The following is a 26689-nucleotide window of genomic DNA, read 5'->3' on the forward strand; positions in this document are numbered from 1 at the left end:
CGGCTCGTCCGGGCCAATGTTTTATAGGCAGGACGGTACATGCCCCAAGCGGCGCGTGTTCCGGGCGATGCATGAGGTCACGGGCCGGAAACGGCGCCCGCAGCCATCATGCTGACATTTGAAATACTGCAACATCGAATGAACATCCCTGATGTCCGGCGTTGCATGAAGACCGATGATTTGGATAAGGGCGGAGCGTTGGCGATGAGGCGTGTCGTTATCACCGGTACCGGCATGGTATCTCCTCTTGGATGTGGGACGGAAGTGACCTGGGAACGGCTTTTGGCCGGCCATAACGGCGCCCGTCTCGTGACTGAATTCGAAGTCGAAGACCTTCCGGCAAAGATCGCCTGCCGTATTCCCGTAGGCGATGGTTCCAACGGCACCTTCAATGCCGATGACTGGATGGAACCCAAGGAACAGCGCAAGATCGATCCTTTCATCCTGTACGGCATGGCTGCCGCCGACATGGCGCTTGCCGACGCGGACTGGCACCCGGAAACGGACGAGGACCAGATCGCCACCGGCGTTATGATCGGCTCTGGCATCGGCGGCCTGGAAGGTATTGTCGAGGCGGGCTATACCCTGCGCGACAAGGGCCCGCGGCGCATTTCTCCCTTCTTCATTCCCGGCCGTCTGATCAACCTCGTATCCGGCCAGGTTTCCATCCGCCACAAGCTGCGCGGACCGAACCATGCGGTGGTGACGGCCTGCTCGACCGGCGCGCACGCCATTGGCGATGCCGCCCGTCTGATCGCACTCGGCGATGCCGACGTCATGGTCGCCGGTGGCGCTGAATCGCCGGTCTGCCGCATCGCGCTTGCCGGCTTCGCCGCCTGCAAGGCGCTTTCAACCCAGCATAATGACGATCCGCAGAAGGCCTCGCGCCCCTATGACCGTGACCGCGACGGTTTCGTCATGGGTGAAGGTGCAGGCATCGTCGTTCTGGAAGAGCTGGAACACGCCAAGGCGCGCGGTGCGAAGATTTACGCCGAAGTCGTTGGTTACGGCCTTTCCGGTGATGCCTATCACATCACCGCTCCGTCCGAGGATGGTGAAGGCGCCTATCGCTGCATGTCGATGGCGCTGAAGCGCGCCGGCCTGACGCCTGATGATATCGATTACATCAACGCCCATGGTACTTCCACCATGGCGGATACGATCGAGCTCGGCGCGGTCGAACGGCTCGTCGGCGAATCGGCCGCGAAGATTTCGATGTCTTCCACCAAGTCGGCCACCGGCCATCTTCTTGGTGCGGCGGGCGCTATCGAGGCGATCTTCGCCACGCTTGCGATCCGCGACAACATCGTTCCGCCGACGCTGAACCTCGACAATCCCGATGTGGAGACGAAGATTGACCTGGTGCCGCACAAGGCGCGCAAGCGGCAGGTCAACGTGGCGCTTTCGAACTCCTTCGGTTTCGGCGGTACCAACGCCTCCCTCGTGCTGCGTCGTTACGAAGCATAATCCCCGGCGGCGGCTCTGCCGCCGCGCTGGCGCCCTCCCACCGGGTGCTGACAAAGGCCGTTCTTTCCTTTGAAGAACGCATTGCGGCTTGCGAAAGTCATTCCGGTTTTCGCGCCGATATTGTAGTCGTTTATGAAGCGTTTGCCGGTTCGGGGTGATTTCCGGCCGCAGGCTGCTTCCTCCATCGGCTTTGTCCGAAACGATGTTCGTGAAGCGGAAAGATATGCTTCACGATATCTCCATGTGGTGCAGGAAGACATTCCGAACCTGTTTTTGCCGCATTACCTGCGCAAAAAGCGCTGACAACGCCGAACTGAAAAGGACCGACGGTGAGCGACACGAACCAGAACAGCCAGGGACCATACGGACAGAACGGCGCGGGCGAAGGCAATCGCGGCCCGATCATTCCGAAATCCCCGACGGAAGCCTTGCGGCCGGAAAAAGTACCGGCACCGCCCAAGCGCTCCCGTAAGGCCCATGGCCAGCTTGTAATCTTTCTGAATTTTCTGATGACGCTTGCAGTCGCGGTCTGTGTGCTGGCCATTGCCGCTTTCTATTACATGATCAATGCGTTCCAGGAGCCCGGTCCGCTTCAGACGAACACCCATTTCACGGTGCGCAATGGTGCCGGCATCATCGAGATCGCCAATAATCTCGAGCGCAACGACGTCGTCTCCAACGCCCGCGTCTTCCGCCTGATGACCGGCAGCTACCTGCAAAAGGACCAGACGCTGAAGGCTGGCGAATACGAGATCAAGGCCGGCGCGTCGATGAAGGACATCATGATGTTGCTGGAGTCCGGCAAGTCGATCCTTTATTCCGTGTCGCTGCCGGAAGGCCTGACCGTGAAGCAGATGTTCGCGCGCCTTGGAGCAGACGAAGTGCTGGACGGCGAATTGCCCTCGGCCCTGCCGCCGGAAGGCAGCTTGCGCCCCGATACCTATCGCTTTACCCGCGGCACCAAGCGCGAAGAAATCATCAACCAGATGAGTGCGGCGCAGGACAAGCTGATCGACATGATCTGGGAGCGGCGCGATCCTGACCTGCCGATCAAGACCATCGAGGAATTTGTGACGCTTGCCTCGATCGTCGAGAAGGAAACCGGCAAGGATGACGAGCGCGCCCATGTTGCTTCCGTTTTCTACAACCGTCTGAAGAAGGGCATGCGCCTGCAATCCGACCCGACGATCATCTACGGTCTGTTCGGTGGCGATGGCAAACCGTCCGATCGCCCGATCTACCAGTCTGACCTGCAGAAGCAGACGCCGTTCAACACCTATGTCATCAAGGGCCTGCCGCCGTCTCCGATCGCCAATCCGGGCCGGGCGGCGCTTGAGGCCGTTGCCAATCCCTGGCGCACGGATGACCTTTATTTCGTTGCCGATGGCACCGGCGGCCACGTCTTTGCCAAGACGCTGGAAGAGCACAACGCCAATGTGCGCCGCTGGCGCAAGATCGAGGCTGAGAAGGCTGCTTCCGGCGCCAATCCCGATGTTGTCGTGGATGGCCAGCCGGGCGGGGCCGAGGCGGAAAAACCCGCCAACAACTGATAATCTCGACCGGGCCCTGTGATCCACAGGGCCCGGTTTTGTACGGCATGACGGGGGGCTTCCAGATATGACATTGCAATCGATGACCGGCTTTGCGCGCAGCGAAGGAACCTCCGGCCGTTACCGCTGGGCGTGGGAATTGCGGTCCGTGAACGGCAAGGGGCTCGATGTACGCCTGCGTCTGCCGACCGGTCTTGAAGCGCTGGAAACCGCCTTGCGGGAAATCGCGGGCGAGCATCTTTCCCGCGGCAATATTCAGGCTGGGCTTACGCTCGCCATTGCGGAAAACCGGCTTGAGGCCGTGATCAACCGCGATGCGCTCGCTGCGGTTCTGGCACTTAAGAAGGAGCTTGGTGATGTCGTTGAAGACAAGCCGCTGAGCTTCGATACGTTGCTTACACTGCGGGGTCTCGTCGATTTTCGCGAGGCGGAAGACGATGCTGAAGCGCAGGCCACACGTAATAGCGATGTGCTGGCCGGTTTTGCGGTTGCCGTCGAGAAGCTGAAGGACATGCGCGAGCGGGAAGGGGCGTCGCTGTTCGCCATCCTGTCCGGCCATATCAACCGCATAGAGCAGCTTGTGGACATCATCGAGAATGATCCGTCCCGTCAGCCGGAACAGATCGCGGCAAGACTTGCCCAGCAGATCTCGCTCATCGGCGATGGCCTGCACGGGCTCGACCGCGACCGCCTGCATGCCGAGGCGGCGCTGATTGCCACCAAGGCGGATTTGCGCGAAGAGATCGACCGGTTGCACGCCCATGTTCAGGCTTCCCGGGAACTGCTGACCAATGGCGGGCCGGTAGGGCGCAAGCTCGATTTTCTTGCACAGGAATTTAACCGCGAGTCGAATACAATCTGTTCCAAATCGAATGCGAGTGCGGTAACCGCAGCAGGCATAGAGCTGAAAGTGGTGATCGACCAGTTTCGCGAACAGGTCCAAAATCTGGAGTAGACCCCATGGTCCCGGTGAATAATTCTCCCGTCACGATTGCCCGCCGAGGGCTGATGCTGGTGATTTCTTCGCCATCAGGCGCGGGCAAATCCACGATTGCCCGCAACCTGCTCGACAAGGACAAGAATATCGGCCTGTCCGTCAGCGTTACGACGCGCCCGCGCCGCCAGAGCGAGATTGACGGTATCCACTACCATTTCATTTCCAAGCGCGATTTCGAGCGTCTGCGGGACAGCGATGCGCTGCTGGAATGGGCGGAAGTTCACGGCAATTTCTACGGCACGCCGCGCGGGCCGGTGGAAGATGCCATGGCCGCCGGTCGCGATATGCTGTTCGATATCGACTGGCAGGGCGCCGAGCAGCTGCAGGACAAGATGAAAGCCGACGTCGTTTCGATCTTCATCCTGCCGCCGACCATGACCGAACTTCAATCGCGCCTGCATCGCCGCGCCGAAGACACCGAAGAGGTCATCAAGACCCGGCTCCTCAATTCCCGTGCCGAAATCGAGCACTGGCGCGATTATGACTATGTCATCCTCAATGACGACCTGCAGGCCGCCTTCGAGGCTGTCGAAGCAATCGTGAAGGCCGAACGCGTCCGCCGTGACCGCCGCCACGGCATGTTCGATTTCGTGCGGGCGCTGCTTGAGGAAGAACCGAAGCTTTAAGCGCTTCCGGTAAGCTAACTCATCCGCCGGGATGGGAAGAACCCATCGCCCGGGCAGTATGGGATAATTTGTTAGGCCTGTTCCAGTTAGCTGCGCCCAAAAGCAAGATCGAAGCCCGTCAGGTTTCTGATTGCAGCACCGATCACACCAAAAACCGCGTTCAGAACTGTCTGGACGGTGTCGTAAACGAGGAACTCAGAATAAAGCAGCACGCTGCTGAGGGCCAGTTCCTGTGTGTGCATGGCCATATCCGCGTGCTCTCTGGAAATCGTACCGCTCTTGAGGCCTGCCTGCGTTAGCCATGCCTTTTGCGCAATCGACTTAATATGAACGGCAATTTCATTTTTGACTTCATTGAAGTGCGAAATGAGAACCGCTGAAACCTGCTGCAGAATGCCCTTATAGAGTTCCGACGCATCTTTCGGTTCAAATTTATCCAGATCTAGTGACTTTGCCATGTGAACCTCACTTCAACCGGGCTTCAAACAACTTCGGAACGCTACAGGCTTCCTTCGTGGCGAATGTGGACGCGGTCTCAACGTTAAAGGGTGCTTTTCGATGAGCAGCCAACTGTGTCATCAGCGCTTCCTGGCAGATCAGCAGTGCTTTGTGAATAATCTGGGCGGGTCTACCGGAAACGTGGTTTCGAAGGTAAGTTGCGCGGCCTTCGGCAATATAAATTGCCGAACGTACATTTGATACTGCGTCGACGTATATGCCTTCGACCTTGGAGAACGGTGTTTTATCTTCGTAAACAGCAGATACTGCGGCATCAATCTTATCGATATCGTTGTTTAGCGCCTCAATGTGCTTCATCAGCGCTTCATCGAAAGTAGGTGTCACGCTAACACATGAGGAAAGCGTGAATAGCGAGATGGCCAAAACATAACTTATCTTCACGCGATCCCCCTGATATTTGAAACTGTGAAGTGGAAAATGTACAATAGGAATGGATATATAATTTACAGTTGTGTGTTTGGAGTCAAGCACCGGTTGTGATCGGGCTTGGTGATTGTGGTCTGGATCATGTCATTCAAGGTGAAAAGCGGAAAATTTCCCAAATAGGCAGCGCTTTTCATAAGGTTTCTTCCGAATCAGCCACGTTAGCAGAGGTGGCCGTGCCACCGGTTTCCCGTGGCGCGTGATCGTCGAAAATTCATCATCGGAAATTATTTATAGGTTGCGCCACAGATCAAGTTCTGTCGCGGACCTGAAGGGAACCCGTGTCGTCAAGCTTTCGTGTCTGGTCCAGCCTTAGAGGCAGTTCGCCAACGTCACGAATTCATCCACCGACAGCGTTTCCGCTCGTCGTGTGGGATCGATGCCCGCTTTTTCCAGCAGGGTTTCACCGCCAAGGCTTTTCACGCTCTGACGCAGCATCTTGCGGCGCTGGCCGAAGGCGGCTTCCGTGACCTTTTCAAGCTTGGCAACATCGCAGGGCAATGGCTTGTCCTTCGGCAGCAGGTGCACGACGGTGGAGGTCACTTTTGGCGGCGGGCTGAAGGCCTGTGGCGGGACGTCGAAGGCCATTTCCGCGACCGTGCGCCAGCCGGCGAGAACGCCCAGACGCCCATAATGATTGTCGCCTTCTTCAGCCACGATGCGCTGGCCGACTTCCTTCTGGAACATCAGTGTCATGGAAAGCCAGAAGGGTGGCCATTGTTTCGGCAAAAGCCAGTTGACCAGCAATTGCGTGCCGACATTGTAGGGCAGGTTGGCGATGATGCGCACCGGTTCGCCGACGGGAACCAGAGCCTCGAAATCGGTCTGGAGGGCGTCGCCCTCGATGACCTCGAGCCGTCCGGGATAATGCGCCTCGATTTCCGCCAGCGCCGGCAGGCAGCGGCTGTCGCGTTCGACGGCGATGACCTTTTTCGCCCCGAGCGAGAGAATGGCGCGGGTGAGGCCGCCGGGACCGGGACCGACCTCGATCACCGTTACGCCGTCGAGCGGCCCTGCCGTTCTGGCAATCTTCTGGGTGAGGTTGAGGTCGAACAGGAAGTTCTGACCGAGCGATTTTTTCGCGTCGAGCCCGTGGCGCTGGATGACATCGCGCAGTGGTGGCAGTCCGTCGATGGCCGCCATTATGCGCCAACCCGGCTGCGGGTGGAAATTTCCGCCGCCATCTTCAGTGCCGCGACAAGGCTCGCTTCATTGGCAATGCCCTGGCCTGCAATGCCGAAGGCAGTGCCATGGTCCGGCGAGGTGCGGATGAAGGGTAGCCCAAGCGTGACATTGACGGAATCGTCAAAGCCGAGCGCCTTGGCGGGGATCAGCGCCTGATCATGATACATGCACACCGCCACGTCATACCGCTTGCGGGCAGCATCGTGGAACATGGTGTCGGCGGGCAGGGGGCCGAAGGCATCGATCCCGTCCTTCCGCAACCGCATGGTCGCCGGGTGAACGATATCGCGATCCTCGGTGCCGAGTGCGCCATCTTCACCCGCATGTGGGTTGAGGCCGGCAACCGCCAGACGCGGCGCCTCGATGCCGAATTTTTGCCGGAGATCGGCATCGATGATCCGGCAGGTCGTGACGATCAGTTCTTCCGTCAGGGCTGCCGGCACGTCTTTCACGGGGATGTGGATCGTCACCGGGACGACACGGACCTTGGGCCCGGCAATCATCATGACAGGCGTCACCTGTTCGCCGGTCTGGCGCAAGGCGAGATCGGCCAGAAACTCCGTATGACCGGGGAAGCCGAAGCCCGCCTCGTAAAGCACCGATTTCGCGATCGGATTGGTGACAACGGCCGCAGCTTTGCCCTCGACCGTCAGGGAAACGGCGGTCTCGATGGCCTTGATCGTGGCATGGGCCGCGCCGACATGCGGCTGGCCGGCCTGCACTTCGAAGCCGACAGGAAGCGGGAGGATGGGGAAAGCGCGTTCGAACAGGCCGACGGCATTCTCCGCATCGCAGGTCTCGATATTGACCGGAATGCCGATCAGCGCTGCACGGCTCGCCACCACATCGGGGTCGCCGATGAAGATGAAGGGCGGCACGCCGCTCTCCCGGCGCTTTGCCCAGGCGGTGATGGCGATGTCGGGGCCGATACCGGCTGGATCTCCCTGTGTCAGGGCAAGCGGCAGGGATGCATATGTCACGGAAAGACCCGGCTCTTGTATCAATATCAGGTGTTGACGATCTGCGCCTTCTTGCGCAGCTCATCCATATATTTCTTTTCGTTCGGGTTTTCGCCGTCCTTGGCCTTCATCAGGTCTTCGGACTTGAACACCATTTCCGCCGCATAGTCGTCGGAAACCTGACGCTGCTTGCAGATGGCCAGATATTCGACGCCCTTTTCGGTCACGCGCGTTCCGGTGGTGCCGCCTTCCTTGGTCTTTTCCACCAAAGCTTTCCAGTCTTCCGGAAGTTCGGGGGCCAGAATGCGGCCGAGGTCCTTGATCGCCACGTCGCGCATGGTCGCGGCAAAGCTCATGGCCTGGTCGCAGCCGGGGTAACGCTTGCGCGAGGCTTCAGCCTCAGCCTTGCGCTTGCCGGTAATGGCATTACGCTTCGATTCCGGGATGACGAAGATGACCTGCTGCAGGAAATATTCCGTGGTGACGGGCTTGTCGCCGCGTTCCTTCAGGCGGGTCACGAGATCCTGCGTCGACATCTTGCCGCGGGCGCCATAACGGGCGTTGACAAGACGTGGCCAGCTCATCTGAATGGCGATGAAGGACTTGAAATGGTCGGCGCCGACACCCGCCTGCGACAGCACCTTCGTCAGTTGCTGCGGGGTCATCTTGTTGTTGCCGGCAAAGCGTGCGAAGGCCGCATCGACATCGTCGGTGCTGACCGACATTTTCACGCGGCCGATTTCCTCGCGCTTCAGCGCCTCATCGACAAGCTGCTCACGCGCTTTTTCATTGAGATTACCGGACTGGCGCTGCAGCTTCAGGAAGGCGACGCGCTTGGCGATATCGTCATTGGTGATGGGTGTCTTGTTGACGACAATCTTGACTGTGCTGTCGGCGAAGGCCTGGCCGGCATAGGGCACAATGGCCATGGGAACGGCGAATATCGCAAAGGCAAAAGCAGCGCCACGCAAAGCCGTCTTTCCGAAATTCATCATATCCTTCTCCCTTTCGTCGGGCAGGGTCCTGTTGCCCTGTCCCGCCAATCTGTTTTGTCTGATGAGGGGATCATCGAACTCTCCCGCTCTTCAGGCCTGCACCTGTGCATCCACACCGCAAATTTGCCACGTATATATCATCGCGATCCGCAAGACGGCAATGTGTCGGTTTGTTGAAAGAAAACCCGATAGGTTCCATGCGCGGCCGACATTGGCGTGTTGTTGCGGCGAAACCGTGGCTTTACTGGCCAAATGGTAAAAAGGCAGGCCACGATGCTGCGTAACCTGCCTCTAAACTCAGTAGTTGTTTGGCTTCCAGCCGATATCCATGTCGTTCCAGTCATCGTTTGCTGAACCGATGCTGATATCGCCGAGCGTCCGGAAGGCCAGACGGGCATTGATCGACCAGTCATTGGCGGCCTGGCGGCTGGAATTGATATTGCCTTCGTCGGAATAGCTGACCGTCAAGATCGTGCATTCATCCTGATAGGCAATGCCGATACGGCGCTCGGCAGCAAATTTTCCGTTCAGATCGTAGTTGATCGAGCCAAACAGCGACCAGTTGTCGTCCATACGCAGTGTGCCGGAGGCCTGAATGATATCGCGGTCTTCGTTATAGCCATATTTCGGCTGCGCCTTGACCTGCGTATAGCTGAGCTTGCCGGTGAGGCGGCGATCCGAATAGCTGATGCCGGTTTCCGACCGGTTGATGTCGAGATCGTCCTTGTCGAGACGCAGGCTGGAAGACAGAGAAAGACCGATCGGCGCATCGAAAGCAGCCATGGCGACGTAATCCGAACGGTCGGATTCGAGGCCGGAATTGGCGCCTGCATTGACGAGATCGTAGGAGGCGAAAGAGTTGTCGCCCGCCAGATGGAAGGACTGGCCGGCAATGGCGCGAACGCCGTAGCCGTTGTCGAAGGTACCGTTATAGCGGAAGCCGATGTTGGCGCGCGTGCCGCCTTCGATGCGGTCGAAGCCGGAGAATTTGTCGCGTTCGAACAGATTGGTCGCGTCGAATACGAATGCCTGTGCGTCCTCGTTCGGAAGGCGGCCGGCATATTGTTCGTTCGGGCGCACGAAAATCTGCGCAATGGGTTCAATCACATGGCTGCTGTTGAGTGCCGTGAACAGCCAGGGATAACGCACTTCCAGGCCGCCGGTGACCATGCCGCGGAAAGCCGCACCGTCATTCATCATGCCCTCATAGGCATAGGAGGTGCCGCCCGAGGTGAAGGCCGCGGGAGACATATCCGTCCAGAGCGCGTCACCGCGTGCAGCGAGGATCGGCGTGATCTGCAGGCCGCTGTCCATCGTGAAGGTGCGTTTCCACTCGGCTTCGGTGGAAAGGCGCGTATAGTCGCCTTCAAGCCCGCTGAAGCGCGGATAACCGCCAAGCGCGTAGGCATCCTGCTTCAAGCGCGTGATGCTCGTCAGGTTGGTGGTCAGCGAAAGCTCGCCGCCATAGATCGGATCCGGCACGAAATAACGATAGTCGACAACCGGATGGACGATGGCCTGCTTGCGTTCCTTGGATTCGGTATTGTCCGTGTCCTGAACGTTGAAATAATAACCACGGGCTTCGAAGCTGTTACGCTCGCTCGCGCCGGTCAGGTAGATCTGGTTGGTCTGAACGTCGTTTTTATAACCCTTCAGCCCATAGGTGCGCGAAAAGTTATTGTCGGTCTGCACCATGGCATCCCAGCCGAACGCCCAGCGCGGGTTGATCGAGAAATCACCCTTGCTTGCGATCATGCCACGATTGTCGTTGAGCGCATCGCTGGTGCCGGCCGTGAAGGTATCGGACTTCTGCTGGCTGATGCCGGCGATCGTGACCGTATGCATACCGGTTTCGAAGCGCTGGCGCAGTTCCGCCTGCAGCAGCAGACCCTGCGTCGTGTAATAGGTCGGCGTGACGGTCACGTCCGAGGTGTCGGACAGAACGTGGAAATAGGGGACGCCGATGCCGAAACCGAGATTGTCGGTAATGCTCATCTGCGGGAACAGGAAGCCCGATTTGCGCTTCACTGTATTGTCCGGAACCGTGAGGAACGGCAGATAGGCGATCGAATGGCCGAAAAGCTGCAGACGGGCCTTTTCCAGCCGGATCGTATGGGTCTTGCCGTCCTGAACGACGCGTTCCGCCTTGACCTGCCACAGAGGCGCCTTTTCGGGCCGCTCGGCGCAGGGCAGACACGCGGTGTAGACGCCGTTGTTGAGGACCATCAGGTCGCCTTCGAGACGCTCGGCACTTTCACCCGCGATACGGGTATTGTCCGTGGTCTCGACGCGCAGGGCATTAACGAAGCCCTGACCGAAATCGTCGGTGACGTCCATCTCGTCGGCATAGATCTTGTTGCCGCCCGGCTCGATCAGCTCGATGTTGCCATGGGCAATCACGCGGCCGGTCTGCTGGTTATATTCCACTTGCTGGGCCACCATGCGGTAGCCCGAATATTTCATGCGAACGACGCCCTTCGCGATGACGCGCTGGGAATCGCGATTATAGGTCAGTTCATTTGCTGTAAGCAGGAGTTTCGAATCGTCTTGGCTTGCCGACGCAAGCAAACCATCCTGGCCGAAAGCGACCGGGCTGGATGCCAAATACGCGCACACAGCGGCACCTGTCAGAAGGGCCGTCCAAAGCCGCCTGATATTCCCGCGGTCATATACCGCCACTTAGCCGTCCTCCTGATGAAGCAGAATGGTTGCCCCCAAAGCCAACGCCACGACGACTGGAACCCAGACCGCGACGGTGGGAGGGACAACACCACCACTCCCGAATGCCCTTACGAGCACGGTTACTACATAAAGCACGAAGCCGGAAACGATTCCACCCAGAATCACGGAGCGCGACTGGGCGAAGCGGCTGAACTTTAATGAAACGGTCGCGGCGATCAAGGTCATCGCAACCAGAAGCAGGGGCGTCGATAGCAGGAAATGATACTGCGTCTCAAGCGCCTTTGAAGATAGTCCAAAGGACTTTGCAACTTCGATCTTGTGAGAAAGGTCAAAGAAAGCAACGGTTTCCGTCTGCGTCATGCGCTCCTGGACGAATTCCCGTCTCAGATTGGTACTGATCCGCGTGCTCTCTTGCCGAACTGGCACATGTCCTGCGCGTGTTTCCGAAACGCCGTTAAGAAGCCAGTAACCATCTTCCAATTTAGCCGACTTCGCATCCTGCCGGGAGACGATGTTTCCGTCCTTGTCGAGGTGGATCAGAACCACATCGAGAAGCATCGTTCCGTTGTCCTCGAAGCTCTTGGCGCCGATGATCGTATCCTGGCCACCACTTGTCTGGCGCATCCACGGAATGATCTCCTGCTGGCGGCCGCCGCCTGCCTCATTGCGCAGACCGGCTTCCATCGCCAGCGACTTGTTCTGGCCCCATGCCGCGATGGGGTTCAGAATGATGACGGACAGGATGCCGATGAAAACCGCGCCGAGCACGAAGGGAAGGATGAATTGCCAGGCGGAAATGCCGGCAGCGCGCGTCACCACCAGCTCGTAGCGCCGGTTGAGCGAGATCAGCGTCGTCATGCCGACGAAGAGGGCGATGAAGGGAATGGTCTGCTGCAGGATCAGCGGCAGGCGAAGCGCCGTCAGGCCAAGGGCGGCCGGAACGGAATAGCCGGGCAGGCCGGACATGCGTCGTGCCGTCTCGCTGAAATCGGCAAGGTAAATGATCGAGGATACGCCGAGCACGAACCAGATGGCGGTGATCAGATATCGTTTCAGGAAATACCGGGAGAGCGTGTTGAAAATCATGCGTTGCCGCTCCCAGAGCTTTTCGCCATCCGGCTGGAGAAGAGACGGCGCAGACGACCCATCGCATCGGCGATGACTTTCGGCATTTTCGGCTTGCGGCCGGTCAGCAGAATGAAGGCGGCAGCGGCGCCGCTAAGGCCCGGCACGGCATAGACCAGCGGAATGAAGGCCGCGCTCTGCTTGATCTGATTGGTGACATAAAAACCAAGCCACCGCAGTATGAAGGCCGTCACCAGTGCGGCGACCATCGGATGCATGCGGGCCTCGCGATGCGAACGGGCGTCAGCGGCGATGACCAGTGAAATCAGCGCGAAGGAAAAGGCGAACATCCAGTCCGACAGGCGCTTGTGTAACTCGCTGCGGAAATTCTCCGGTGAGCGCTTGTAGCTCGCATTGTTCTCGTCAGGCGAGAGAAGGAAACCGAGGCTGGCATCGCCGGGAGAGAGCGACGGCTCCGAATCCTGCTTTTCCGACATGGTCGAAAGGTCGAAGGCGTAGGACAGGAACTTGACGATCGAGACCTTGCCGTCGGGCGTCTTCTGCTGCACTTCGCCGTCGCGCATGGTCAGCGAGGTGCCGCTTTCGTCGATCATGCCTTCCTTGGCATAATAGATGAGGTCGAAATTCGGATCGCGGCGGTCGGCGACGAACAGGCCCTTGAGAATACGGCCCTGCCGCTGCGCAATCTGCACATAGAGACCATCCTGAATGGTGCGGAAGGTCTTTTCCTCTATCACCGAAGACAGAAGGTCGGCATAGGCGGCGGCCACCATCTGCCGGGCGGAGCTGCGGGCCGGCGGCTCGATGAAATTGGTGATGGTGAAGGAAAGGGCGCTCAGAACGGCGGCCAGAATGAGAACCGGGCGATACATCACCGAACGCGGCGATCCAGCCGCATCGATAATGGCAAGCTCGGAATCATTGTTCATCGTCGTGAAGATCTGGGTGATGCCGATGACAAGCGCGAAAGGCAGCACGACGGGAATGAGCGTCGGCAGGATCATCGTCGCGAGCGCCATGAAGGAACCCATCGACTGGCCCGTATCGGTCACGAGATTGATTCTCTGGAGAACCTGGATGGTCCAGATGATGGCCAGCACCGGCAGCAGCGCGACCAGAAACATCTGCGTTGTCCGCCGCAGGATATAGTTCTCAAGAAGCTTCATACGGCCCTGTTCGACATTGTTTTTTCGTGCGATCGCTCGCCGAATTTCCGCTTATCTAATCGCATCGTTTGCAATTGGCTATTCCGGCATGCTCACAAATATGTTTTGCGCGACGATTTTTCCGTCGCCTGTGTCTTTTTGTGGAACAAGCTGTCGGTTTCATGACGTGATTTCGCATTCCACAAAAATGCCTTTCCTTTAACGACCGTAGGCCTTTAAAGAATGCGGGGTTGCGCCCCGGGCCGAAAAGGCCATGATCATGCGCATCGTGCAAGTCGTCCAAGAAGAGCAGGAAAACATGTCCGCTAAATTCGATATTTCTTTCGCCAATTCCGCCTCGCTGGAAAATGCCCTGGCCGTTGTGCTGCAGGCCTCGGGTGAGGCGCAGGCCGTCGCCGGTGCTTCCGAGGCCGACCCGGGCGGCGTGATCGAGAGGGCGGCGAAGATCTCGGGCTTTTCCGCAAAATCCATGACGACGCTCGACGTGATCGCGCCGCAGGGTTCCACCGCCGACCGGCTGCTCGTCATCGGCCTGGGCAAGCCGTCGAAGCTGATCGCCCATGACTGGCTGCGCGCCGGCGGCACCGCCGCCGCCAATTTCAAGAAGGCGGACAAGGTCGTCATCTATCTCGATGCGCCGGGCGTAGAGGCAGGCGGGCAGGCGGCTGCGGATTTCGCGCTTGGCGTTCTGCTGCGCGCTTACAGCTTCGATGCTTACAAGACCAAGAAAAAGTCCGATGACGAAAAGACGCCGAAGAAGGTCGGTATCGTCATCGTCACGGCTGCGTATCAGGAAGCGGAAAAGGCCTTTGCCGTGTCGGAGGCAGTTGCGGGCGGCGTTACTCTGGCGCGCGATCTCGTCAATCTCCCGCCGAACGCTCTCGGCCCGGTTGAATTCGCTGAAAAGGCGGAGGAACTACGCAAACTCGGCGTCGAGGTGGAAGTTCTCGGCGAGAAAGAGCTGAAGAAGCTTGGCATGAATGCGCTTCTCGGCGTCGCGCAGGGTTCAGCGCGTCCGCCACGGCTTGCGGTGATGCAGTGGAACGGCGGCAACAAGAAAGACGAGCCGATTGCCTTTGTCGGCAAGGGTGTCGTTTTCGATACTGGCGGCATTTCGCTGAAGCCCGGCCTCAATATGGAGGATATGAAGGGTGACATGGGCGGCGCTGCTGCCGTCACCGGCCTGATGCATGTGCTCGCAGCCCGCAAGGCCAAGGCAAACGTGATCGGCGTCATCGGCCTTGTCGAGAACATGCCTGACGGCAATGCCCAGCGTCCGGGCGATATCGTCACCTCCATGTCTGGCCAGACCATCGAGATCATCAATACCGATGCCGAAGGCCGGCTGGTTCTGGCCGATGCGCTCTGGTACACCAAGGACCGCTTCAACCCGAAATTCATGGTGAACCTCGCGACGCTGACGGGCGCCATCACGGTTGCGCTCGGCAATCTGCAGGCCGGCCTTTTCTCCAATGATGACGAGCTTTCAGCGCGTCTTGCGCAGGCGGGCGACGTGACAGCCGAAAAACTGTGGCGCATGCCGCTCGGCAAGGATTACGACAAGATCATCGATTCCAAATTCGCCGACATGAAGAACAGCTCGGGCCGTCTGGCGGGTTCCGTCACCGCCGCGCAGTTCCTCAAGCGTTTTGTGGGTGAAACATCCTGGGCGCATCTCGATATCGCCGGCACCGCAATGGGTTCGCCACTGACTGAGATCAATCAGTCCTGGGGCTCGGGCTACGGCGTCAGGCTGCTGAACGAACTCGTTCGCGCCCATTACGAAGATTGAAACGAGTGGGGCGGCACGTCTGCGGATGACTGAAATTCTGTTCTACCATCTGACGGAATCGAAGCTGGAGGACGCGTTGCCGCCTTTGCTCGAGAAATCGCTGGAGCGCGGCTGGAAGGTCGCGATCCAGACGGCGGGTGAGGAGCGCCGCGATTTCCTCGACACACATCTGTGGACCTTTCGTGACGACAGCTTCCTGCCGCACGCCACCGATACTTCGCCCGCACCGCAAAGTCAGCCGATTCTCCTGACGGCGTCGGACGAAAATGCCAACGCGGCGAGTGTCCGCTTTGTCGTTGATGGCGCAGAGCCGCCAGCGGTGGAAGCCTATGAGCGTATCGTGTTCATGTTCGACGGATACGATGCCTACCAGCTTGAAATGGCGCGAAATCACTGGAAGAGGCTGAAAACAGAGGGGCATTCTCTGACTTACTGGCAGCAGTCGCCTGAAGGCCGCTGGCAGAAGAAGGCCTGATCGCACAGCAGGTTTGTAACCCCACGATTGGTTCCATACGCAAACAGACCGGCAAAATTTCGCATGTGGCGTCAATTGCCGGTTTTTGCATTATGCGCCGAAAGGAAAGCCGCGAAACAGACGCGGCTTTCATGGTGTGGTCTTTTCATCCGGTCAAAGGCGGGTGCCGCGGACGAAACAGCAGAGGGACATGAGCATGGGGCAGGCAATTTCACGACCGGACGGGGAAATGGAGCGTCTGGTCGCGGTGCGGTCGATCATGTCCTTCAAGAATGCCGACATGCCGGAACTGAAAGTGCTGTCGCAATTGGGGCAGGGCGTTTTCGGCGTGCCACGGGCGGCCGTCCACATCGTTGACGAGGATTGGCTTCATATCGCGGAACAGGCGGGTATGGAGCTTTCAGAATGCTCGCGTGACCTGTCGATCTGCAGCCGCGTCATCACCAAGAGGGATGTGGTGATCATCTCCGATCTGACCGAGCATCCGGATTTCCGTTTCATGCCCTATGTAAAGGGCGGTCCCGGGTTGCGTTCCTATGCCGGTGCGCCGATCGAGCTGGAGCCGGGCCTCGTCGTTGGCGCCTTCTGCCTGGTCGATACGGTACCGCGGAAATTCTCTCGTACGGAAATCGACAGCTTAAGACGTTTTGCATTGTTGGCCGCCGCGCTTCTGCGGCTCCAGAAAGCCAATTTCACCATGAGTCTTGCCGAACGCGAGCTGCGCGACGCGGCGATGACCGATCCGCTGACCGGTTTTTATAATCGCAAGGCTCTGGAGGCGATCGTCGATAGCCAGCTCGGCGCGGCCCTCGGTGCAGATGAGGCCTTCGGTGTCCTCTATCTCGATCTTGATGGTTTCAAGACCATCAACGATACGTTCGGCCACCCGGCGGGAGACCGAGTTCTGACCGAAGCTGCGGGGCGCATTCGCAAAACGGTCCGCAGCGAGGATATCGTCGTGCGTATGGGCGGCGACGAATTCGCGATTTTCATGCCCCGGCCGAGCGCCTCCGAGGTGCTGAACGGATTGGCGGACCAGTTGCTTGCCGCCTTCCGCAAACCTTTTGATGTCGATGGGAACGAGGTGGGCGCCCGCCTCAGCATAGGCGGCGCACTGGCCCCGCAGGCGGGAGCAGACCGCGCGACGCTGCTGCAGAGCGTCGACGAAGCGCTGTATCAGGCCAAAAAATCAGGGCGCGACCGTTTCGTCAGCCGCGCCCTCTAAGGCATTGTCCTTCGGGAAGCGTTTCCGCTTCTCAGTCGTAGAAGGAATCCACGAATTTGTGGCGGCCGAGCAGGAAGGCATCGGCCACGTGGGTCAGTGGCGCGAGATCGACGTCGGAGCGGCCTGCCTTGATGATCTCGGAGAAACGCTCGTAAAGGGCCGGATATTCCCGCTCCGGCTCGGACAGTTTTTCTTCGCCGTTGATCGAGAGCTTCGCGCCCCCCTCCGAAAGCACCATTCGTCCCGCTGCCGTCTCGGCGACGATATCCCAGCTCTGCTTGCCGGTCTGGCGCCAGTCGAATTCCGCATGGACGGGCGTTTGCGTCACGTCGGAAAAATGCAGGTCGGCGGCGATCGGCGCGTCGCGGTTTTCCGGGAATTCGAGCGTCGCCTTGGTCAGGAACAGCGCGTGCGGCAGGATATGTGTGATGATCGAAAGCGCGTTGATGCCGGGATCGAACACGCCGAGACCGCCCGCCTGCCAGATCCAGGCCTGGTTGGGATGCCAGTGGCGCACATCCTCTTTCCAGATGACATGAACGCTGTCGATCTTCGTCGAGGCCAGAAACGCCTTCGCAGCCTCGACCGCCGGCGCATAACGCGAATGCCAGCTTGCAAACAGCGACAGGCCCTTTGAATCCGCAAGCCGCACGAGATCCTGCACTTCCGAAAGAGTGGCGCCGGGCGGCTTTTCGAGGAAGACGTGCTTGCCGGCATTCAGCGCCGCATAGGCGGCCTCGTAACGATATTGCGGCGGCATGCACAGCGATACCGCATCGATAGCAGGCACAGCCTCCAGCATGGCCTCGATGGTGCCATAGGAAGCGACGCCGTCCACCGTGCCATGACGGCTCGCGGTGCAGATCAATTCAAAATCCGGATTACCTGCGATGGCGGGAAGATGCTGGTCACGAACGATTTTGCCGACGCCGACGATGGCAAGCTTGGTGGCTGACATGAAGTGGAACCCGTGTGAGTGCTGCATGGGATAAAGTGTGATTTTTACAAGTTTTTAGCAGAAACGCTCGAAGGAGCAAGGTGATCGTTTCCGCCCGGCGCGTCTTTTTTCAAGTTGTAACTTCATAACAATTTTTCGGTATGGGCATTCTTTTGTTGTGTAATATTTGAGATTAAAAAATATTATTTTTGAGTTTTTAGTGTTATTTTTTTATCAGTCAGCGGTTTTAATGTTGATTTTTTCAGGTATATTCCATTGATGTTAGCGGTAATTTTATATTTCACTTGAATAGATTTTCTGAATAGCAGGTGTGTGTTGGTTTTACTTAGAGATGACCGTTTGTCTGGCTTCGTTCAGAAAGTCAACGAAAACAGCCGGCAATTCAATACATATGGATTGATTTTCGGCGTCACCCTCTACAATCTCTACGTGCTTGTGGACATAAGTCTGGTGCCGGAGATCATCTGGCTGGATCTTACAGTCCGCCTGTTTATCATCACGCCGCTTCTGTTTCTTTATTTTCCCGCGCGCTATTATGCGATCAGTGTGCGGCCGGATGCGGTGGTGCATGAGGTGCTTCACGGGCTGGGCTGCATGATGGTCGTCGCCTCGATCATGTTCATCTATGCCAATGCGCAGACGTCATCGGCCAGCGAATATTACATGGGGATCGTCACCGTCGTCCTCTATATGAATACGATACATCGCAAACCGTTTCCGCTTGCGGTCATGGGCACGGTCGGCTGCATGGCGGTTTTCATCATCGGCATGGAATATGTCACCGTGACGAGCGAGGTGGCCAAGCTCCCCGCGATCATGTGTTCCGTCGGAATCAGCGCCGTCTCACTGTTTGCGGCCTATCGTATCGAGCAGGTGGAAAGACGGGACTATCTGGCGTCGCTGCGCGAGAAGACGTTGCTGCAGCGGATTCAAAACGCAAATCACGAGCTTCAGCAGCTTTCCAATACCGACCAGCTCACCGGCATCCGCAATCGCCGCAGCTTTGACGAGGCGGCGAACGAGGCTTCGGGCGGCAACGGCAGGCCGCGGGCGCTCATCCTTCTCGATGTCGATTATTTCAAGAACTACAATGACTCAGAAGGCCATGTGGCCGGCGATGATTGCCTGCGCAGGATCGCCGGCAGGCTGCGCAGCGCCCTGCGCAGGGACGATGGCGACAGAAGTTTCGTCGCGCGTTATGGTGGCGAGGAATTTGTGGTTCTGCTCGACAATTGCGTTGTTTCCGCTGCACTCGCCATCGGTGAAAGACTGAGATTGGCTGTGATCGACGAGGCCATACCCCATCTCAACCGCCCCGACGGGCGGGAAATCGTCACCGTCAGCCTCGGCATTGCGGTTTCCGGTGACGGCAGGGAGATCATATACGAGATGGTCAACCGGGCCGACATGGCGCTTTACGAGGCGAAGCGCCAGGGCCGCGATCGGCTGGTGCTGGCCTCGGGGCATATGGGAACGATTGTCGGGCCAGCGGAACTTTACGGCGTCGAAGCCGCAATGTCGGCATAGGCCACTGAAGGCTAGGCGATGTGTTATAAGTTGTGTCCTGCGCGAAGCGGGATCTGTGAAGGCCATGTGCCGGAAATCCGGCCCCAGAACACATAATAACCGGGGAATGCAGATGATGGAATTGATCGCCTCACAAGCGGCAGCATCCGCTGCCGAACTTCCATTCCTCCTGCTTCAGGCGGCCGCCGTCGTTGGCATGGTGTCCGTGTTGATCCTCCTGCGGCGAAATATCGCCCTCGAGGACCCCCGCTATAAAATCTATTATGGCATCGTGTTCGGAATGACGGGCTTTCTGCTGACGCTGCTGGTTTCCGAATTCATCAAGCTGCCTTCCAAACCTTATATCCGCTCCGACCTGCTGTTTCTCGCCGGGGTGCTCGGCTCCTGGCAGGGCGGACTGATCAGCCTCTTCCTCGTGGCGGCCGGGCGTTTTGTGTTCGGTGGTCCCGTGCTGTTTTTTGCGGCCCTGCAGGACATGGTCGTCATTTCGGCCTGCGGCATCATCATGTATGGCTGGATGCGCAAGCGCCGTCTCGCCGACCTTGGAATTCGGGATATCCTCACCGTCTTTGCGGTCAGGTTCATTGCCGTGCTGCTTGCCATCGCGGCCTCATTCGCGCTTGGTCTGGTCGATCAGGCGCTGTTTTTGAGTGCAGTCGGCCGCCGAACCCTCGGCGCGGTCGCCGTCGGTCTGCCGATGATCGTCTGCCTGTTCATCCTTCTGCGCAGCGAGGCGCGGGCGCGGGACGAGGCAAAGAAGCGCGACGTTGCGGCGCGGACCGATTCATTGACCGGCCTGCCCAACAGGCGCGCCCTCAAAGACCACATAGAAACAACGATGCGGCAGGAGCCGGCCGTTCCGCATGCTCTCATTCTCATCGAAATCATCAATATTGCCGATGTCGCCGCCTGCGAGGGCGAGGACTGGAGCGATCTTTTCTGGCCCAGGCTGGCGCGGGAAATCTGCGATACCGAAGACGGTCTGCTGTGCAGGTCCAGCACGCCCTGCAGCTTCATGTTCGGCGATACGACACTTGCGGTCGTCATGCAGGGGGTTTCGCTGGAGAAGTCGGAAAGTGCGAAACTCATGATGCATCTGCATGATGGGTTGAGCACGTTTTGCCGCTCGGCGGAGGCGGGGCCGGTTCCGCATCTCAAAATCGGTGCGGCAAATCTGGACCAGCTTTCCCGGAAAAATGTCGCCTCCTTCCTCAGGCACCTCAGTCTGGCGCTGAAGGGAAGCGATCATCCGGTGCAGATTTTCCCTTTCTCCTTTGCCGAGAAAGCGACACGGGACGAGGCGGTGCGGCAGATGCTGGTCAACTGGGTTAAATCCGGCAGACCGCCCATTTGTTATCAGCCGAAATTCGAAATGCGTGATCGCCGCATGATCGGCGCTGAAGCGCTGCTGCGCGCGGTCGATGCACACGGACAGGCGCTTTCGCCTTATTATGTACTGGAGATCGCCGAACGCCATCGGCTGCTGGTGGAATTCGAATGGTCGACGATCGAAGCCGTCGTGCGCGACCTTCGTGACCTGCACGGCCTTGACGCGGATTTTCATCTGGCCGTGAATATTTCCGCGTCGTCTTTTGCGACTGCGCGTTTCGGAGACCGGGTCGTGACGCTTCTACGCGAAATGGCAGTGCCGACGCATCGCCTCTCGATCGAAGTGACGGAGATGAGCAGGATACCGACCACTGATGTCGTGCAGCAGAATTTCGATGCGCTGGTCGCCGCAGGCGTCCGGCTGGCGCTCGATGATTTCGGCACCGGTTATGCCGCGCTTACTTTGCTGGCGCGGTTCCCTTTCGAAGAGGTCAAGATCGATCACTGGATGACGTCGAGGCTCGACCAATCGCGGTTCAGGGAGGCCATCGCACTCGCTTTCGAGAGCGCCGAGCGCTACGGCGCAAAGCTGGTAACGGAAGGCATCGAAACGGAGGAGCAGAGCCGGCTTCTCATGCAGATGGGCATACGCTTCGGACAGGGTTATCTTTACTCCCCCGCCGTGCCGCTCGCCCGGCTGCAGCCTCGCAGGGCGTGCGCCTGACGCGTGGAGACCGATCGGGGCCCTTGCTGCGGCCAATGGCCATCAAAGGGAATTCGGCGACTGCTGCATTGAATGTTTTCCCGGTCTGTGCTGAGAAACTCCTTTGATGAACGAATGTCATGATCCTTTTTAAAGGTCATGCGGGCGAGCCGATGCTTGAAAACAATGACGCATGGAACGACATGCCCGGAAAGCCGGCTCAGCACTTGCCGAATGAATCGGCCAAGGGCGAGGGTGGCGCCGGCCGCTCGCTTCGCGCGGCCGCCCATGCCGTATCAGGCGACCGGCCTACGGCGGACAATCCGCAGCCGCTTTCAGGATGGCCTTTTCTCAGGTTGTTTCTGGTCTGGGCACTGTTCATGGCGGCCGTCATTTCCGCTTTGGCGGCTTATCAATATGTCAGCCTGCTCGGCGAGCTGGGGCGAGAGAGCGACGCGTTGCAGGCAGAGGCATCCCGCCGGGCCGATCAGCATGATGCCCATGTGACGGCGCTTTCGGCGGTGGCGCAGGCGGAGCAGGGGGCGGATTACGGCCTGCTGCTCGATGTTGCCGCGCCCATTCTGCAATTTTACCCGCGCATCGATGAGGTTCAGCTGGTTTCCCTCAGTGAGGCGGGGCCTGTCATAGGCACCCGATCGCTGGAAAACGAGCTGGCAGCGGCGATCCGCAAGGCGGCATCGGTCTTTACCGGCCGGCCCGCCCTGGTGGCGAGCGGTCTCAGGCCCGGCCATTACATGATCGTCAAGCGCAGCCCCAATAACGAGACGGCCTCGAAAGTGCTGGTGCTTGCCGTCGATGCCGCGCGGCTTCTGGCGTCCGATGCTCCGTTCTGGTCGGCGAAACAGGCGGTGATCCGCCTCAAAATGCCTGACGGTACAGTCCTGTTCGGCCCGCCCTCGCTACCGGAAGCACCGCAATATGTCCGGCAACTGAGCAGCGCTACCCAGCCGCTTATGCTCGAAGTCGCGCTCTCGATCACCTGGCGCGATCTTTTACCCGGCCGCGCCCTGTTGGCGGGCATGGCCGGCGCGAGCATCGTTTTCCTGCTCGGCACTGTCATGGCAAGACAGAGGACGCGCATGCGCGCCGCCGAAAGACGGGCCGAACTGAGCGGCATGGAGGCGAGGCTCACCCATGCTTCGCGGGTCAATGCACTCGGAGAAATGGCAAGCGGTCTTGCCCATGAGCTGACCCAGCCTCTGACGGCGATATTGGCACAGGCGCAGGCCGGACGGCGGCTGCTTGCCCGTCAGGATGTCACGGCCCTTTCCGGTGCTCTCGACGATATGATCGATCAGGCGCGATGCGCCGCCAATATGCTCGACCGGTTTCGCAACTGGTCGCTGCCGCACCGCAAGCCGGTGGCGGCGCATGATCTGCGCGCGGCTCTGCGCAATGTCGATGCGCTGCTTGCCGGCGAAGCGGCCCGGCATGAGGCCAGCATCGACATCGCCATGCCCGATGTTCCGCTTTTGGTGCGGGTTGATCCCGTCGAAATAGAACAGGTCATGTTCAATCTGCTGCGCAACGCGCTTGATGCGCTCACTGCCATTGAAGGCAGGCGCGCCATCACCGCCAGATTGAGCCGGAGCGGTGATTTCGCCGTTCTCGAGGTTGCCGATAACGGCCCCGGCGTCGCACCGGGCCTGCGCGACCGGCTGTTTACGCCTTTCGCCACCACGAAAACGAACGGCATGGGTCTGGGACTTGCCCTCAGCCAGCGGCTGGTGGAGCGCGCCGGCGGTGAAATCCTTTATGTCGAGAGTGAGAATGGCGCGCTTTTCCGCGTTGTCCTCCCGGTTGCAGCGGAGGCACAGAACCCATGACGCTGCCCGTTTATCTCGTTGATGATGATGACGCCGTGCGCAAGGCGCTGATCCTGCTCCTGTCCACCGTCGGCATCAAGGCGAAGGGCTTTGCCGATCCGGTGGTATTTCTCGGCCAGCTATCCGCGCTCGAACCGGGCTGCCTCATCTTCGATATCCGCATGCCTGCTATCACCGGATTGAAGCTGCAGGAGAAGCTGACGGAAGAGGGGATCGACTGGCCTGTCATCATCATTTCCGGTCACGGCAATATCGAAGCCTGCCGCCGGGCCTTTCACAACGGCGCGGTGGATTTTCTCTCCAAGCCCGTGGATGAGCAGGATCTCATCGACGCGATCCAGAAGGCTCACCGGATATTGACCCGCACGCTCGATGCAAAAGCGCTGCAGGCGGAGACGATGGCGCTTTTATCGCTCCTGACCGCGCGGGAGCGGGAAATACTCGAGCGCATTGCACTCGGTTTCACCACGCGCCAGATCGCCGACGGGCTTGGCCTTTCGCCGCGCACGGTGGACAGCCATCGTGCCGCCATCGGCCTCAAGCTCGGCACCACCTCGCAGGCGGAAATGACAAGGCTCTGGCTGGAAGCCGGTGCGGATCGGTAGAACTACCGAGCAGCCGGCAAGTCTTACGGATTCGCGGCCGAGCGCCATCCGCTTAAGCTGCAGTCCTCATCAAGCAAGAGGACTTTCCATGATCCGCACCCTTCTCATCGCTTCCGCCCTGATCGCTCCTTCGGCCGCATTGGCGCAGACGCTGCCGACCGCGCCCTATCTGCCGCTCGAAATGGCGGAAAAGGCAGCCAAGGCAGCGCTTCAGGCTTGCTCCGCCAAGGGCAGCGCCGTCACCGTTGCCATCGTCGCCCGCGATGGCGCCACCAAGATTGTGCTGAAGGCGGATGGATCCGGTCCGCACACGGTCTCCAGCGCAACCGGCAAGGCCTTTGCCGCCGCATCGCTCGGCCGTGATATTGGCGAGATCGCGGAATTCATCGCCTCCAAGCCCGCCAATGATGGCCTTCGCAACATGGATGAGCGCATGGTCATCCAGGCCGGCGGCCTGCCGATCAAGATCGGCGACGCCCTGGTCGGCGGTATCGGTGTCGGCGGCGCACCATCGGGCGCGATCGATGCCGAATGCGCCCGTGAAGGTCTCAACACGATCGGCGCGAAGTAAACTGCGTCAATGCGATACGGCGGCTTCGCAAGAGGCCGCCGGCTCTGCGCTGTCGCACATCAACCCGCCATCGCATCCTCGTATTCACTGGAAAGCATCAGCCATTGCTCCTCCGCATCCGAAAGCCTGGAAGCGGCTTCGCCACGCTCTTTGACTTTCTGCGCGGCCTTGGCAGGGGCTTTTTCGTATAGCGCCGGGTCAGCCAGTTCGGTGTCGAGCGACTGAATCAGTTTCTCAAGCTTTGCCGTCAGGGACTCGATTTCGTTAATCTTTTTCTTGAGCGGCGCAAGCTGGGCGCGCTTTTCTGCGTTGGCCTTGCGCTGATCCGCCTTCGACGCCTGATCGGCAGCGGCCTCGGTCTTGTCTTCCTTCTTCCTGCCGGAGGAAACGACGAGATCGCGATATTCCTCCATGTCGCCTTCGAAGGTCTTGACCGTGCCGTCGGCGACCAGCCACAGCCTGTCCACCGTCGCCTCGATGAGGTGGCGGTCGTGCGAAATGAGGATGACCGCACCGCTATAATCATTCAGCGCCTCGATCAGCGCGCGGCGGCTGTCGATGTCGAGGTGGTTGGTCGGTTCGTCGAGGATCAGCAGGTTCGGCGCATGGAAGGCCGCAAGCCCCATCAGCAGGCGAGCTTTCTCGCCACCGGACAGATCCTTCGCCGCCGTCGCCATCTTTTCCGTCGCAAGTCCCATCTGGGCCACGCGGGAGCGCACCTGCGCTTCGGGCGCCAGCGGCATCAACTTGCGCACATGCTCGACCGGGGTTTCATCCGGCACGAGGTCATCGAGCTGGTGCTGCGCGAAGAAGCCGATCTTCATGCCGGGCGCGACACGAAGATCGCCCGCCTGCGGCGCAAGACGGCCGGAGATGAATTTCGCAAAGGTCGATTTGCCGTTGCCGTTCGAGCCGAGCAGCGCGATGCGATCGTCATTGTCGATCCGCAGATTGAGCTGCTTCAGGATGGATTTTCCCGGCTCGTAACCCACAGCACCACCATTGATGGCGACGATGGGCGAGGCCGGCTGCTTTTCCGGCTCGGGGAAGGTGATCGGCTGGACGTGATCCTCGATCACGGCGGCGACGGTGCCCATGCGCTCCAGCGCCTTGATGCGGCTCTGCGCCTGTCGCGCTTTTGTCGCCTTGGCGCGGAAACGGTCGATGAAGCTTTGCAGATGTTTGCGGGCGGCGTCGTTCTTTACCTTCGCCTTCATCTGTAATTCGTCGGCCTCGGCCTTCTGCCGCTCGAACTGGTCGTAACCACCGCGATAGAAGGTCAGCTTCTTCTGGTCCAGATGCACGATGGAATTGACGGCGTTGTTGAGAAGATCGCGATCATGGCTGATGATGATGACGGTATGCGGATAACGCCTGATGTAATCTTCCAGCCAGAGCGTGCCTTCGAGGTCGAGATAGTTGGTCGGCTCGTCGAGCAGCAAAAGGTCGGGTTCGGCAAACAGCACCGACGCAAGCGCCACCCGCATGCGCCAGCCGCCGGAGAAGGAGGAGGCGGGGCGAAGCTGCGCCTCGTGATCAAAACCGAGACCGGCAAGAATGCTTGACGCGCGCGCTTCGGCCGAATGGGCGTCGATGTCGACAAGCCGCATCTGGATTTCCGCGATACGATGCGGATCGGTTGCGGTTTCCGCCTCGGCGAGAAGCGCGCTGCGTTCCTTGTCGGCGGAAAGCACGATGGAAATCAGCGATTCCTCGGTGCCCGGCGCTTCCTGCGCGACCTGGCCGATGCGCGCCATCTTCGGGATCGTCACCGAACCGCTTTCAGCCGAAAAATCGCCGGTGATGACCCGGAACAGAGTGGATTTGCCGGCGCCGTTGCGGCCAACAAGGCCCGCCTTCACGCCGGCGGGAAGCGTCACGCTGGCATGGTCAAGAAGCAGACGCCCGGCGATGCGGGCGGAAAGATCGGTAATCGTAATCATGGCGCCGTTTTGGCCGAACTGTCTGGCCAAGGCAAGAGCGCCCGCGCCACACCATGAGA

The 26689-nt window shown here is 59.3% G+C and carries 23 protein-coding genes; 12 read left to right on the plus strand and 11 right to left on the minus strand.

Annotation, left to right across the window (positions count from 1 at the left end):
• Positions 1-204 precede the first annotated feature (204 nt).
• Positions 205-1467 (plus strand): beta-ketoacyl-ACP synthase II, encoded by a 1263-nt coding sequence (gene fabF, locus V6R85_RS01945; RefSeq protein WP_003502082.1) that lies wholly within the window; start codon positions 205-207, stop codon positions 1465-1467.
• On the opposite strand, the gene V6R85_RS01950 is transcribed toward fabF, so the two are convergent.
• Positions 1455-1652 (minus strand): hypothetical protein, encoded by a 198-nt coding sequence (locus tag V6R85_RS01950; RefSeq protein WP_162693415.1) that lies wholly within the window; start codon positions 1650-1652, stop codon positions 1455-1457. The two genes, fabF and V6R85_RS01950, sit on opposite strands and share 13 nt — an antisense overlap.
• A gap of 144 nt (positions 1653-1796) precedes the next feature.
• Here V6R85_RS01950 and mltG point away from each other — a divergent pair, with 144 nt between their 5' ends.
• From mltG to gmk, 3 genes are all read left to right on the plus strand, one after another.
• Positions 1797-3017, plus strand: a complete 1221-nt coding sequence (mltG, locus tag V6R85_RS01955; protein WP_003502086.1) for an endolytic transglycosylase MltG — start codon at positions 1797-1799, stop codon at positions 3015-3017.
• Between the two features lie 67 nt (positions 3018-3084).
• The gene (locus V6R85_RS01960; protein WP_020810362.1) at positions 3085-3972 is read left to right on the plus strand and encodes a YicC/YloC family endoribonuclease; all 888 of its coding nucleotides are present in this window, start codon (positions 3085-3087) and stop codon (positions 3970-3972) included.
• Positions 3973-3977: 5 nt separating this feature from the next.
• On the plus strand, positions 3978-4640 hold the full coding sequence (gmk, locus tag V6R85_RS01965) for a guanylate kinase (RefSeq protein ID WP_003502089.1): 663 nt from the start codon (positions 3978-3980) through the stop codon (positions 4638-4640).
• Positions 4641-4726: 86 nt separating this feature from the next.
• Here the strand turns inward: gmk and V6R85_RS01970 are convergent, their stop codons facing one another.
• The 8 genes from V6R85_RS01970 to V6R85_RS02005 form a co-directional block, all read right to left on the minus strand.
• Entirely contained in the window at positions 4727-5098 is a 372-nt protein-coding gene (locus V6R85_RS01970) for a hypothetical protein (RefSeq protein WP_111834278.1), read from the minus strand.
• A 7-nt stretch (positions 5099-5105) separates the two neighbouring features.
• Positions 5106-5540, minus strand: coding sequence for a hypothetical protein (locus tag V6R85_RS01975; protein ID WP_236761714.1), 435 nt, complete (start codon positions 5538-5540; stop codon positions 5106-5108).
• Positions 5541-5894: 354 nt separating this feature from the next.
• Positions 5895-6725 (minus strand): 16S rRNA (adenine(1518)-N(6)/adenine(1519)-N(6))-dimethyltransferase RsmA, encoded by an 831-nt coding sequence (gene rsmA, locus V6R85_RS01980; protein WP_003502092.1) that lies wholly within the window; start codon positions 6723-6725, stop codon positions 5895-5897.
• The gene (gene pdxA, locus V6R85_RS01985) at positions 6725-7747 is read right to left on the minus strand and encodes a 4-hydroxythreonine-4-phosphate dehydrogenase PdxA (protein ID WP_107675450.1); all 1023 of its coding nucleotides are present in this window, start codon (positions 7745-7747) and stop codon (positions 6725-6727) included. The genes rsmA and pdxA overlap by 1 nt, the downstream gene beginning before the upstream one ends.
• A 26-nt stretch (positions 7748-7773) precedes the next feature.
• Entirely contained in the window at positions 7774-8721 is a 948-nt protein-coding gene (locus V6R85_RS01990; RefSeq protein WP_003502094.1) for a SurA N-terminal domain-containing protein, read from the minus strand.
• Between the two features lie 297 nt (positions 8722-9018).
• Complete coding sequence (locus V6R85_RS01995) at positions 9019-11400, minus strand: LPS-assembly protein LptD (protein WP_003502095.1); 2382 nt, start codon at positions 11398-11400, stop codon at positions 9019-9021.
• The gene (gene lptG, locus V6R85_RS02000; RefSeq protein ID WP_111792517.1) at positions 11401-12489 is read right to left on the minus strand and encodes an LPS export ABC transporter permease LptG; all 1089 of its coding nucleotides are present in this window, start codon (positions 12487-12489) and stop codon (positions 11401-11403) included.
• On the minus strand, positions 12486-13655 hold the full coding sequence (locus tag V6R85_RS02005) for an LptF/LptG family permease (RefSeq protein WP_003502098.1): 1170 nt from the start codon (positions 13653-13655) through the stop codon (positions 12486-12488). The genes lptG and V6R85_RS02005 overlap by 4 nt, the downstream gene beginning before the upstream one ends.
• A 298-nt stretch (positions 13656-13953) precedes the next feature.
• Here V6R85_RS02005 and V6R85_RS02010 point away from each other — a divergent pair, with 298 nt between their 5' ends.
• From V6R85_RS02010 to V6R85_RS02020, 3 genes are all read left to right on the plus strand, one after another.
• A complete protein-coding gene (locus V6R85_RS02010) occupies positions 13954-15447 on the plus strand; it encodes a leucyl aminopeptidase (RefSeq protein WP_111834516.1) in 1494 nt (497 codons plus the stop codon).
• A 25-nt stretch (positions 15448-15472) separates the two neighbouring features.
• Complete coding sequence (locus V6R85_RS02015; protein ID WP_003502102.1) at positions 15473-15922, plus strand: DNA polymerase III subunit chi; 450 nt, start codon at positions 15473-15475, stop codon at positions 15920-15922.
• Positions 15923-16118: 196 nt separating this feature from the next.
• Complete coding sequence (locus tag V6R85_RS02020) at positions 16119-17147, plus strand: sensor domain-containing diguanylate cyclase (RefSeq protein ID WP_111834517.1); 1029 nt, start codon at positions 16119-16121, stop codon at positions 17145-17147.
• Positions 17148-17178: 31 nt separating this feature from the next.
• On the opposite strand, the gene V6R85_RS02025 is transcribed toward V6R85_RS02020, so the two are convergent.
• Positions 17179-18105, minus strand: coding sequence for a Gfo/Idh/MocA family protein (locus V6R85_RS02025; protein ID WP_003502104.1), 927 nt, complete (start codon positions 18103-18105; stop codon positions 17179-17181).
• Positions 18106-18444: 339 nt separating this feature from the next.
• On the opposite strand from V6R85_RS02025, the gene V6R85_RS02030 reads away from it, so the two are divergent.
• The 5 genes from V6R85_RS02030 to V6R85_RS02050 all read left to right on the plus strand — a co-directional run bounded on the left by V6R85_RS02030 (position 18445) and on the right by V6R85_RS02050 (position 24687).
• A complete protein-coding gene (locus V6R85_RS02030) occupies positions 18445-19632 on the plus strand; it encodes a GGDEF domain-containing protein (protein ID WP_003502105.1) in 1188 nt (395 codons plus the stop codon).
• 112 nt (positions 19633-19744) lie between these two features.
• Complete coding sequence (locus V6R85_RS02035; RefSeq protein WP_111834518.1) at positions 19745-21685, plus strand: EAL domain-containing protein; 1941 nt, start codon at positions 19745-19747, stop codon at positions 21683-21685.
• Positions 21686-21804: 119 nt separating this feature from the next.
• Positions 21805-23511, plus strand: a complete 1707-nt coding sequence (locus tag V6R85_RS02040) for a sensor histidine kinase (RefSeq protein WP_111834280.1) — start codon at positions 21805-21807, stop codon at positions 23509-23511.
• On the plus strand, positions 23508-24116 hold the full coding sequence (locus tag V6R85_RS02045; protein WP_060724035.1) for a response regulator transcription factor: 609 nt from the start codon (positions 23508-23510) through the stop codon (positions 24114-24116). The genes V6R85_RS02040 and V6R85_RS02045 overlap by 4 nt, the downstream gene beginning before the upstream one ends.
• 88 nt (positions 24117-24204) lie before the next feature.
• On the plus strand, positions 24205-24687 hold the full coding sequence (locus V6R85_RS02050) for a GlcG/HbpS family heme-binding protein (RefSeq protein ID WP_003502109.1): 483 nt from the start codon (positions 24205-24207) through the stop codon (positions 24685-24687).
• A 59-nt stretch (positions 24688-24746) separates the two neighbouring features.
• On the opposite strand, the gene V6R85_RS02055 is transcribed toward V6R85_RS02050, so the two are convergent.
• On the minus strand, positions 24747-26630 hold the full coding sequence (locus V6R85_RS02055; protein WP_003502110.1) for an ABC-F family ATP-binding cassette domain-containing protein: 1884 nt from the start codon (positions 26628-26630) through the stop codon (positions 24747-24749).
• Positions 26631-26689 lie beyond the last annotated feature (59 nt).

The organism is Agrobacterium sp. CCNWLW32, assembly GCF_037083425.1.
GTDB lineage: Bacteria > Pseudomonadota > Alphaproteobacteria > Rhizobiales > Rhizobiaceae > Agrobacterium > Agrobacterium radiobacter.